Raw genomic sequence first — 10,048 nt, 5'->3', positions numbered from 1 at the left:
AGACCCCGGTGCTAACGCGCCGGGGTTTTTTATGTCTGCAACAAATTCGTTAACCTGAAATTAGAACGAGTGAGTTGACTCCCTCCATAACAAGCTTGAAGCCTGAATCAGACCAGCCTACCATTTGTTCACCCCTTCCAGATTAATAATCTTAATCTTTGTTTCTAATTTTTAGAAAATAAATGGTCATATTTACTGATATTCATTTCATATAATTGGACTAAGATACTATTTGTACGAACGAAAGAGACGAAAGTGATGCTTAGAAATACACAGACAGGCTACGGCTTCATTACCATTGTCATTCATTGGCTAACGGCTTTGATAGTCATAGGTCTTTTTGCCTTAGGGTGGTGGATGCTTACCCTCACCTACTACGATGAGTGGTATCGGCTGGGGCCCTGGTGGCATAAGTCGTTCGGTATCGTATTACTTATTGTAACGATTTTGCGGGTAGCCTGGACTTTATTGAATACCAAGCCTAAACCTTTAGGCAGTAAGTTTGAACGTATCGGTGCTAAAGCGGGTCATCTCTTACTTTACTTACTGCTGTTCACGGTCATGATCAGCGGCTTTTTGATATCGACTGCAGACGGCAGTTCTATCAGTGTTTTTGATTGGTTTTCGGTGCCCGCTGTTATTACAAATTTACCGGAGCAGGCAGATATTGCAGGCGAAGTACATTGGTATTCAGCACTGGCGTTAGTCATTTTAGCCGGCGGTCATACTCTGGCCGCGCTGAAACATCACTTTATTAATAAAGACAGTACCCTGATTCGAATGTTTGGAAAAACTAAGAGGAAATGATGATGAAAAAGACATTAATTGCGGCCGCTTTGGCGGGTAGTACATTATTCACTTCCGCTGCTATGGCGGAAGACTATAAAATTGATACTGAAGGTCAACACGCCTTTATTCAATTTAAAATCAGCCATTTAGGCTATAGCTGGCTTTACGGTCGTTTTAACGACTTTGAAGGTTCTTTCAGTTACGACGAGAACGCGCCTGAAAATGCGTCGGTTAACGTAACAATTGATACATCCAGCGTAGATACTAATCACGCGGAGCGTGACAAACATTTACGCGGAGACGACTTTTTAAGCGTGTCTGATCACCCTACTGCTACGTTCAAAAGCACGAAATACGTGCCGGATGATGATGACGAAGGTGAAGGTACTCTGCATGGCGAATTTACTCTAAATGGAGTGACTAAAGAGATAGCCATTGAAGTTGAACATGTTGGTGCCGGTGAAGATCCCTGGGGCGGTTTCCGTCGCGGTTTTGAAGGTGAAGTCGACTTAACCTTAGCGGACTATGGAATTGACTATAATTTAGGTCCCGCGGCTAAAGAAGTTGAGTTGACGCTGTCTATTGAAGGCGTACGCCAATAAATAACAGCATCAACGACAGTAAAACTAGTGAGCTAACGCCTCTTTGTAGGCGTTAGCTGCTAACTGGCTGTCACCAAGGGCATGATAAGCATCGCCTAATAAGCGGTAAACATGACTGCTTGGCTCAATCTCTGCCAGTTTCTTCAATGCACGTTGTGCTAAAGAAAAGTCCTGATTATCCATAGCAATTTGGGCCAGAGCATACAGGTAATCCCTATTCTCAGGATCCTGCTTCAACTGAGCTTGTACAAACTCCAGTAACTTTTCTGATTTTGCATTAAATAAATGCAAAGAGTTGACGGCTGCAGGCTGCAGATCACCTCTTTTAAGCCCTTTTAAAATAACCCGTGCGGATATTTCATGATCACCTAAATGCTTCAGTGCGGCCGCATAACTTAAACGAATAGTGGCATCCGTGCGCTGCTTACTTGGTAAGCTACGCCATTCATTATATAAGATCTCGTTACTTCTACGCCCTTCTGCTACAAAGCGTTCGAAGTAAACTTGATACTCAAGGCGCTCAAACTCGGCAGGAGCCAAATCCGTTACTTGGCGCAACTCCGGTAGTAAGTCTTTTAACTGTTGCCAGTCTCCTGACGCCTTAAAGACTCTGTAAGCTAACTTAAGAACATGAGCAGAATGCGATTTGCTTTGCAGCAAGCTTCGCATCTTGTTATCCGCCTTTGCCGGGTCTGTTTTAAGTTGTTGTTCAATGACGACCAGTTGCAGTAGGGTATCCGCATTTTCATAAAACTTACCCGCTTCTTCCTGCCAGTAAGTTGCTTTGCCTGCGTCTTTATTGAGACATGAGGCAAGGGTGGTTAACGCAGCAACATTATTATCTGGTGATTTTTTATAAGCCTTAGAAAAGCTCTCAGTCGCTTTACTGGGCTCATCATTCAGTAATTCGCGTATTCCCTGTTGAAATATTGTCTGGGCTTTACGTTCGCTACGATTAGCCAGCCATTTTCTGCCCTGCCGAGTTTTACTGAGTAACCGACGGAGTAAAGAAACAATAACCGCTAATAGGGCAACCGCAACAATGGTAACGACAAACAAGCCTACCACCGTGGTTTCAATCGCTACGCCGGCAAACTGAACTAAAACATAACCCGCGTTACCGGACGCTAAAGGGCCGACAATGGCTCCCAAAATGATGATAACAACCAGCGCAATAATCCATTTCATGACGCATCTCCCTGCTCAATAGCCTGAGCAATGAAGTTCAGAGACTCGAGTTCTTGCAGATTTTTTTGTTCAAAATCTTCCTGGCTGAGTGACTGAATGCGTGTCACAACATCTTGTGTCGCCGCTTTATCGCCTTTCACCTGTAAAATGAGCTCAGATAACTGCTCTAAATAGCGTTGCCACAGTGCCGCATTATTCTCCACGGCAGCTTGCTGAGCCAGTGTGAAAATTAATTGAATGCGTTCATTGATTGCCGTGCGCTGAGTGGCATTTAACAGCGGCTCAGGGTCACTTTCTACCGGTTGAATACGGATAAAATTATCCAGAAATGACTGCCAGTTCGCATTCAGGTTGGTCTGCCAGTCACCGACATCACCGCTAACATCCTGACTATCAGAGCTCAATCGTTGTTGGTTATTGTTCACCTTATCCGGAAGGTCAGATACACGTTGTTGTAACCCGACTAACTGCAATGCAAGGTCAGTGTTATCCGCTTTTACAACCGCGTTCACTCGTTCGATATCGCCAGCCAGTTTTTCGCGGGTACGAATCGCGTCGCGGCTGTCGATACCCACTAACTGTTGGTCGGCCAGTTTTAAAAGTTGCAGAGCTGCTTTGTAATCGTCCTGACTCCACATCATTCGTGCGGCTGAAGATAAGGTCTGCTTTATTTCCACTAAGCGCCAGTAAGCCGCTTTTTCGGCCGGTGTTTCACGCATGTCATCGCGCAAATCCTCAATATTCTGACGCAAACTGGTTAATTCGCGCTCTAACTGTTGATCGGTGTTACTTAACTTATCCAGCTCGCGGGCCTGAACGGTGTTTTGTAACTGTTGCTCTAAATTAGCAATTGAACGCTCCAGTTGATTAAAGCGTGTTTCAACCGGGTCCTCTTTGGGTTGCTCGACAACCTGTTCCGAATCGGTATTAAACAAGGCTGGGAAACGGGTATAGCCCCAATATGCGGCAACAACAATAGCGACTAAAACGATAAGCCATAACAGCCGTTTAAAGAACCGGCCGCTACTTTTTTTCGCCGTGATTGTTTCCTCTTCGGCGATCTGGTCGTTATCTTTTAACTCTTCGTTTTCTACTTTATTCTCTTCAGTCATGAGTTTTTCCATCCGCTATTAGCGCATTCATTAATATGGCGTCCGCAGCACTGCCCGTTACTTTGATATTGTCTGATTGTCCAAAAGGAATCAAACCTTTCAGGCGATGACTCGGCACTATCCATTGACAATTATCCAGCCATGTCAGTGCAGAGTGTGGCATGGATGACAAAAAGTATCCCAGTTGTTCCGCGCTGGTAACAACAATAGTACCAACCGACTTTATCCACTGCTGAACCAGTTCAGGGTTGTTCATTGTGAGTTGTTTACGGCGATAAACCTCCCAGTAATCAACCGAAGCGCCACGTGCACGCAAGGAATCAGCGAGTAACTCACGGCCGCCCTCGCCGCGAATAATTAACCAGTTTTGTTGTTCCAGTTTTTGCAATTCAGACAAGTCCAACAGCCCTTCGGACTGATGTATCAAGGTTGGGCAACTTACCGGCGTGTTTAAGAGCTTTGCAGCAAAAGAAGCGGTTCCGGGACCAACAGCGTAATAGTTGGAAGGAACACCGGTAAAGCCTGCTTTTGCTGCATAATGTGCCGCGTTTTTGCTGACAATAACAATACCATCCCAATGCTGTTGCTTAAGGTCGGTTAACTGCCTTTTATTCACAGGTAAGGGCTCAATTTCAATAAAACTGTGAACAAAGCACTCTTTACCGGCCTCTTCTAGTCGTTGGGTAAAGGCGTCCGGTGTATTGCCCGGGCGCAACAGTAAAACGGCTTTATGAGTGATTGGATTCACTGTCATAGACTGCACTCAGAATTTCGGCTGCACCTTGTTTAAGTAACCGCTCAGCAAGCTCTGAACCTAGTTTTTCAGCGTCGGACGCCGGGCCGCGCACTTCATCACGAAGCACCTTGCCGCCGTCAGGCTCTCCAACCAAGCCGCGTAAATAGACTTCGTCACCGTCGAGCTCTGCATAAGCGCCAATAGGCACCTGACAACCGCCATCCAAACCACGATTCATTGCCCGTTCGGCCAGTACCCGAATGCGGGTTTCTTGACATTGTAATGGTGCCAGTAAGGCTTTCATTTCATTGTCATCGCTGCGGCATTCAATACCCAGTGCACCCTGACCATTGGCTGGTAAAGACTGCTCGACCGGAATAAAAGACGTAATGCGGTCGCCCAGCTCCAGACGGATGAGGCCCGATGCTGCCAGGATAATGGCATCAAATTCGCCGTCATCTAGTTTGCGTAAACGCGTCTGAACATTGCCGCGCAAATCTTTTATCACTAGGTGCGGAAACTGCTCTTTTACCTGGCAACGGCGGCGCAAACTGCACGTTCCGACCACTGCGCCTTCCGGCAGCTCATTCAGATTTTTGTAATGATTGGAAACGAACGCATCGCGCGGATCTTCGCGTTCGCAAATGGTGTGAAGCTCCAGCCCCGGCGGGAACTCAACCGGTAAGTCTTTCATGCTATGTACAGCAATATCGGCTCGTCCTTCCAGCATAGCCACTTCCAGCTCTTTTACGAATAAACCTTTACCACCAATTTTTGCCAGCGGAGTATCCAGAATGACATCGCCTTTGGTGGACATAGGAACCAGCTCGACCGAAAGTCCCGGATGCAGCTCTTCAAGGCGTTGTTGAATGTGTTCAGCCTGCCATAAAGCCAGCTTGCTTTTGCGTGTTGCAATTCTAACGCGTTGGGTCATTCGTTTTCCTTTACGACGATTAATGACTTTTTAGGTATCTGGTGCGATGATAGGCACCAGAGAAACCCAAACGGAATACCTATAGTTTAGCGATGTTTAGTCGAATTGTAATCAAGACGCTGGTGCTATCAGCCATTTTAATGACTTTAGTGGGCTGTGGTCAGAAAGGCCCACTGACGCCTGAGCCTATGCCAGAGCAAAATACACCTGCAGAGCCGCCGGCGGAAGACAAAGAATGAGCGAATTAATTGACTACAAAAATGGTCAGTTTCATATTGAAAACTGCGATGCCGAGAGTCTTATTGAGCGTTTTAGCTCGCCTTTGTATGTTTATTCCAAAGGTCAGATTCTAAAAAACTGGCGCGAATTTCAGCAATACTGGCCCGTACCTCACAAGCTGTGCTACGCGGTAAAAGCCAATAGCAACTTAGCTATTCTGCAGTTATTGGCTGAACATGGTGCAGGTTTTGATATTGTCTCCGGTGGCGAGCTTCAGCGTGTATTAATGGCCGGCGGCAGAGCCGAAGAGATTGTTTTTTCTGGTGTGGCGAAGTCAAAAGAAGAAATTATTATGGCGCTCGAAGCGGGCATTGGCTGCTTTAACGTGGAATCCGAGGCGGAGCTTGAGCGTATTCAGGACATTGCTGCTGCCATGGACAAACAGGCACCAGTATCGTTAAGAGTGAACCCCGATGTTGATGCCAAAACGCATCCGTACATTGCCACAGGCATGAAAGCCAATAAGTTTGGCATCAGCATGTCATTGGCTAAGCCGGTGTTTCTTAAGGCGCATAGCTTACCCAATATTAATTTGATTGGTGCGGACTGTCACATTGGCTCGCAGATAATGACGGCTGAGCCTTTCCTCGACGCCGCGCAGCGCATGTTTAACTTAGTTTCGGAACTGGAAGAAGACGGTATCCAGCTGACACACCTGGATTTAGGCGGTGGCTTCGGGGTCGCTTATCAGCCGGAAGAGCCGCTGGATAAAGCCTTTTACTTAAAAGAGCTGGTTAAATTAGCCGAGAATTACCCGCAAATTACGTTGTTACTGGAACCCGGTCGCGCTATTACGGCGGACGCTGGTGTTTTGCTGACAACGGTCGAATACATTAAACCCTCAGACGATAAGAATTTTGTACTGGTGGACGCGGGCATGAACGACTTATTGCGTCCGTCTTTGTATCAGGCCTGGCACGACATTTTACCGGCTCATGAAAATAAGCGTGGCGGCGACCAATTGAATGATATCGTCGGCCCGGTGTGTGAAACCGGTGACTTTTTCGGACACGCACGGCATTTAAATGTGCAACAGGGTGACGTACTGGCTGTTAAACACGCCGGCGCCTATGGTTTCACTATGGCATCAAATTACAACAGTCGCGGGCGTCCGCCCGAGGTTTTGGTCTCTGGCGAAAATGCTACACTGATCCGCGAACGTGAGAGCTTTAACGATCTCGTCCGGGGCGAGCACTTGTTACACCAGGAAGGCCAATAAAAATGTTATTACATTTTTCAAAAATGCACGGGCTCGGAAACGATTTCATGGTGGTCGATAACGTCACGCAAAACTTATATGTGAATCCGGAGCAAATTCGCCGCTGGGCGAACCGGCATACCGGCATTGGTTTCGACCAAATGCTGTTAGTTGAGCCACCGTATGACCCTGATCTGGACTTTCATTACCGTATTTTTAACGCAGACGGCAGCGAAGTCGCGCAATGTGGTAACGGGGCCCGCTGCTTCGCAAAGTTTGTCAAAGCCAAAGGCTTAAGCAACAAAAACCATCTTAAGGTCAGTACCAAAGCAGGCAAAATGGTTCTGCATTTAGAAAAAGACGGGCAAGTAACGGTGGATATGGGTGAGCCTTTATTCGAGCCGGCCGCCGTGCCCTTTAAAGCGCAAAAGGCGGAACAAACTTACGTGCTGCGAGTAAAGGATGAAACCGTTCTGTGTGGCGTTCTCGGGCTAGGGAACCCACATTGCGTTATTGTTGTGGATAACGTCGATACGGCGCCAGTCGAAACCCTGGGAGCTGATTTAGCCGCACATGAGCGTTTTCCCGAAAGCGTGAATGTGGGTTTCATGCAGAAAATATCAGCAGATGAAATTAAACTGCGAGTGTTTGAACGTGGCGTGGGTGAAACTATGGCTTGTGGAAGCGGCGCCTGCGCTGCAGCTGTCGCTGGTATTCAACAAGGTTTATTGAATGAGCGAGTAAAAGTCAGCTTGCCGGGTGGAAATTTGATCATTCGCTGGCAACAGGGGCAGCCCGTGAAAATGACTGGCCCTGCAGAATTAGTTTACGATGGACAAATGGTGTTATGAGTAGCGAATCGAACATAATGGCAAATGAACGGCTGGACGACAGCCTGATCAGAGAATACTTACAAGAAAACCCTGATTTTTTCACACGCAATGATGACTTGTTGGCCCAGTTACAGTTCCAGCACAGTGAAAAAGGCGCGGTGTCGCTAATTGAGCGTCAGCAACAGAAGTTACGCTTACGTGTGCACCAACTTGAAGAAGAAATTACCGAGCTGATGATCAACGCACGACGTAATGAGTCAATATTTGCGGCTTATAGCAATTTGTACGTTAAGTTGTTGCGTTGCCATAGCCTGACTCAGGTATTGGAAGAGTTAGAGAATACCTTTGAAAACGAGCTGGAAATGCCAGCTTTATCGCTGAAATTCTTCGACAGCCCGGTGGAGCTGGACGAACAATACAGCTTTGCTTCCGACACCCATAAAAAATTACTCAGCAAGCGTTTTAACGAAAGCTCTATTTACCTTGGGCGCTTAACCGAGCAGGAACATAAGCTGTTGTTTCAGGAGGAAGAGATTGCTTCAGTGGCTTTGCTGCTTCTGGGTGATAACGGCGAACTGGGTATGCTGGCGGTTGGTAATACTAACGCCAGTCACTTTGAACCGGCCATGGATAAATTACTGATCAATCAGTTACAGGCCTTGCTCAGCGCATTGCTACCGGGGCTACTGAAAAACCATGACGCTGCATGACTGGCAGCAAAAATGGATGCAACAACTGCAAGGAGAGCGAGGGTTAGCAGAGCTGACGCTGAAGAACTATCAGCGCCTTATAGCCGCTGACCTGACAGCTCTTGAGCTGCAAAAGATAACCGAGCCTAAAGCCCTGCGGGTCGCTTTTATTGAACGTCTGCTGGTAGGCTGGCGCCGTAATGGCCTGGGTGAGCGCAGTATTGCGTTAAAACTGTCGGCGTGGCGCACCTTCTGCCAGTTCATGGTGGAATCTAACGCTATGGATGATAACCCCGCCATGTCGGTATCGGCGCCGAAAATTCCCAAACGTTTACCCAAAAACCTCGATGTGGACAGTATTTCGCATTTGCTGGATTTACCCACAGATGATGATCTGGCGATTCGTGACGCTGCCATGATGGAACTGCTTTATGCCAGTGGGATTCGTCTGGCGGAATTGGTCAGCCTTGATCGAGATGACATTGATCACCGTATGATGCAGTTACGGGTAACGGGTAAAGGCAGCAAAACACGCATTGTGCCCTTTGGTCGCTGTGCAGAAAAAGCCTTAAAGAAATGGTTGTCGGTACGTCAGGTGTGGTTAAACGAAAAGCCCGAGCTGGCGTTATTTGTGAGTAAAAGATTACAGCGTATCAGCCCTCGTACCGTACAGCAGCGACTGAATTACTGGGGTAAGCAACAAGGTGTGGTGGGTGACTTGCATCCGCATAAACTGAGGCATTCGTTTGCGTCTCACATGCTGGAATCCAGTGGTGACTTACGTGCTGTGCAGGAAATGCTCGGACACGCTAACTTATCCACAACACAGGTCTATACCCATTTAGATTTTAAGCGCTTAGCCAGTGTTTATGACAGCGCCCACCCGCGCGCCCGAAAAAAGTCGACCTAAATTTAACTCAATGAGAGTAACGCGTTATGCAGTTTCATCGCCGTTGGTATTTGCCCAAAGTCATCAGTTTTGATTTAGACGACACGCTTTATGACAATGTGCCGGTTATGCAACGTACGGAAGAAGTTGCGCATAGCTATATTGCTGAACAATACCCACAAACCGCTGAGTGGGATATGCATCATTGGCGTCGCTTCCGTGAAGAGGTCAGTCGTACCGATGAAACTCTCGCCAGCGATATGACCAAACTTCGCCTGAAAACCCTGGAGCTGGGGCTAAAGAAATTCGGCGTTAATAATTCCGCGCATGCAGCGAACACCATTATGGATGTGTTTTTGTCCGAGCGCAGTAACTTTGAAGTGCCACAAGACAGTATAAGCTTACTGGAAGCTCTGTCGCAGCGTTACAAATTAATTGCGCTGAGTAATGGCAATGTTAATGCGGATAAAATTGGTCTGGCGAAGTATTTCGCTCAGGTGATCCAGCCCGGAGACGGCATTCGGGGGAAACCTTTACCCGATATGTTTGCCGCTGCGCAGCGTGAATTGCCCCATGTGCAGCCATATGAATTCTTACACGTGGGTGACCACCCTTATTCTGATGTGCTCGGCGCGCAGCGTCATGGCTGGCAGTCGGCCTGGCTAACCTCCGGACTCGGAACCTCAGAGCACTTGTCGGTATTACCAACGGTTACTTTGCATAACCTGAGTCAGCTTCAGCAGCTCCTGCTGGATTAAAGCGTCTGATCAACTACTGGTTGCTTATACAGTGATGCACT

General features: G+C 47.4%; 12 protein-coding genes. 8 read left to right on the top strand and 4 right to left on the bottom strand.

The features are described 5' to 3' along the window. The first annotated feature begins 258 nt into the window (after positions 1-258). Both CWI78_RS12780 and CWI78_RS12775 read left to right on the top strand, forming a co-directional pair. Complete coding sequence (locus CWI78_RS12780) at positions 259-807, top strand: cytochrome b (protein ID WP_126783184.1); 549 nt, start codon at positions 259-261, stop codon at positions 805-807. Between the two features lie 2 nt (positions 808-809). Continuing rightward, complete coding sequence (locus CWI78_RS12775; RefSeq protein ID WP_126783183.1) at positions 810-1,391, top strand: YceI family protein; 582 nt, start codon at positions 810-812, stop codon at positions 1,389-1,391. Between the two features lie 24 nt (positions 1,392-1,415). Here the strand turns inward: CWI78_RS12775 and CWI78_RS12770 are convergent, their stop codons facing one another. Genes CWI78_RS12770 through hemC form a run of 4 tightly spaced genes read right to left on the bottom strand, consistent with a single transcriptional unit; the run spans position 1,416 to position 5,361 of the window. Further along, positions 1,416-2,579, bottom strand: a complete 1,164-nt coding sequence (locus tag CWI78_RS12770) for a heme biosynthesis HemY N-terminal domain-containing protein (protein WP_126783182.1) — start codon at positions 2,577-2,579, stop codon at positions 1,416-1,418. Next, positions 2,576-3,691 carry a uroporphyrinogen-III C-methyltransferase gene (locus CWI78_RS12765; protein WP_126783181.1) on the bottom strand — a complete coding sequence of 372 codons (1,116 nt, stop codon included), beginning with the start codon at positions 3,689-3,691 and terminating at the stop codon, positions 2,576-2,578. The genes CWI78_RS12770 and CWI78_RS12765 overlap by 4 nt, the downstream gene beginning before the upstream one ends. After that, entirely contained in the window at positions 3,684-4,445 is a 762-nt protein-coding gene (locus tag CWI78_RS12760; RefSeq protein ID WP_126783180.1) for a uroporphyrinogen-III synthase, read from the bottom strand. The genes CWI78_RS12765 and CWI78_RS12760 overlap by 8 nt, the downstream gene beginning before the upstream one ends. Further along, complete coding sequence (gene hemC / locus CWI78_RS12755) at positions 4,420-5,361, bottom strand: hydroxymethylbilane synthase (RefSeq protein WP_126783179.1); 942 nt, start codon at positions 5,359-5,361, stop codon at positions 4,420-4,422. Before hemC ends, CWI78_RS12760 begins: the two co-directional genes overlap by 26 nt. A gap of 92 nt (positions 5,362-5,453) precedes the next feature. Between hemC and lptM the strand changes: the two genes are divergently transcribed. From lptM to CWI78_RS12725, 6 genes are read left to right on the top strand one after another with little or no spacing between them, the layout of a single operon-like run. Further along, positions 5,454-5,600, top strand: coding sequence for an LPS translocon maturation chaperone LptM (gene lptM, locus CWI78_RS12750; RefSeq protein WP_126783178.1), 147 nt, complete (start codon positions 5,454-5,456; stop codon positions 5,598-5,600). Next, on the top strand, positions 5,597-6,859 hold the full coding sequence (gene lysA / locus CWI78_RS12745; protein ID WP_126783177.1) for a diaminopimelate decarboxylase: 1,263 nt from the start codon (positions 5,597-5,599) through the stop codon (positions 6,857-6,859). Before lptM ends, lysA begins: the two co-directional genes overlap by 4 nt. Positions 6,860-6,861: 2 nt before the next feature. Next, the gene (gene dapF, locus CWI78_RS12740) at positions 6,862-7,689 is read left to right on the top strand and encodes a diaminopimelate epimerase (RefSeq protein WP_126783176.1); all 828 of its coding nucleotides are present in this window, start codon (positions 6,862-6,864) and stop codon (positions 7,687-7,689) included. Then, the gene (locus tag CWI78_RS12735) at positions 7,686-8,381 is read left to right on the top strand and encodes a DUF484 family protein (protein WP_126783175.1); all 696 of its coding nucleotides are present in this window, start codon (positions 7,686-7,688) and stop codon (positions 8,379-8,381) included. The genes dapF and CWI78_RS12735 overlap by 4 nt, the downstream gene beginning before the upstream one ends. Next, the gene (locus CWI78_RS12730) at positions 8,368-9,270 is read left to right on the top strand and encodes a tyrosine recombinase XerC (RefSeq protein WP_126783174.1); all 903 of its coding nucleotides are present in this window, start codon (positions 8,368-8,370) and stop codon (positions 9,268-9,270) included. The genes CWI78_RS12735 and CWI78_RS12730 overlap by 14 nt, the downstream gene beginning before the upstream one ends. Before the next feature lie 26 nt (positions 9,271-9,296). Beyond that, positions 9,297-10,007, top strand: coding sequence for an HAD-IA family hydrolase (locus CWI78_RS12725; protein ID WP_126783173.1), 711 nt, complete (start codon positions 9,297-9,299; stop codon positions 10,005-10,007). The last annotated feature ends 41 nt before the right edge of the window (positions 10,008-10,048 follow it).

Source organism: Idiomarina ramblicola, assembly GCF_003987255.1.
Lineage (GTDB): Bacteria > Pseudomonadota > Gammaproteobacteria > Enterobacterales > Alteromonadaceae > Idiomarina > Idiomarina ramblicola.
Note: the sequence above shows the minus strand (reverse complement) of the source record. Positions and strands in the feature narration are given on the sequence as shown.

Excerpts from the sequence above, each read along its gene's own strand:
- CWI78_RS12780 (WP_126783184.1), top strand. The coding sequence starts at position 259 with ATGCTTAGAAATACACAGACAGGCTACGGCTTCATTACCATTGTCATT.
- CWI78_RS12775 (WP_126783183.1), top strand. The coding sequence starts at position 810 with ATGAAAAAGACATTAATTGCGGCCGCTTTGGCGGGTAGTACATTATTC.
- CWI78_RS12770 (WP_126783182.1), bottom strand. The coding sequence starts at position 2,579 with ATGAAATGGATTATTGCGCTGGTTGTTATCATCATTTTGGGAGCCATT.
- CWI78_RS12765 (WP_126783181.1), bottom strand. The coding sequence starts at position 3,691 with ATGACTGAAGAGAATAAAGTAGAAAACGAAGAGTTAAAAGATAACGAC.
- CWI78_RS12760 (WP_126783180.1), bottom strand. The coding sequence starts at position 4,445 with ATGACAGTGAATCCAATCACTCATAAAGCCGTTTTACTGTTGCGCCCG.
- hemC (WP_126783179.1), bottom strand. The coding sequence starts at position 5,361 with ATGACCCAACGCGTTAGAATTGCAACACGCAAAAGCAAGCTGGCTTTA.
- lptM (WP_126783178.1), top strand. The coding sequence starts at position 5,454 with ATGTTTAGTCGAATTGTAATCAAGACGCTGGTGCTATCAGCCATTTTA.
- lysA (WP_126783177.1), top strand. The coding sequence starts at position 5,597 with ATGAGCGAATTAATTGACTACAAAAATGGTCAGTTTCATATTGAAAAC.
- dapF (WP_126783176.1), top strand. The coding sequence starts at position 6,862 with ATGTTATTACATTTTTCAAAAATGCACGGGCTCGGAAACGATTTCATG.
- CWI78_RS12735 (WP_126783175.1), top strand. The coding sequence starts at position 7,686 with ATGAGTAGCGAATCGAACATAATGGCAAATGAACGGCTGGACGACAGC.
- CWI78_RS12730 (WP_126783174.1), top strand. The coding sequence starts at position 8,368 with ATGACGCTGCATGACTGGCAGCAAAAATGGATGCAACAACTGCAAGGA.
- CWI78_RS12725 (WP_126783173.1), top strand. The coding sequence starts at position 9,297 with ATGCAGTTTCATCGCCGTTGGTATTTGCCCAAAGTCATCAGTTTTGAT.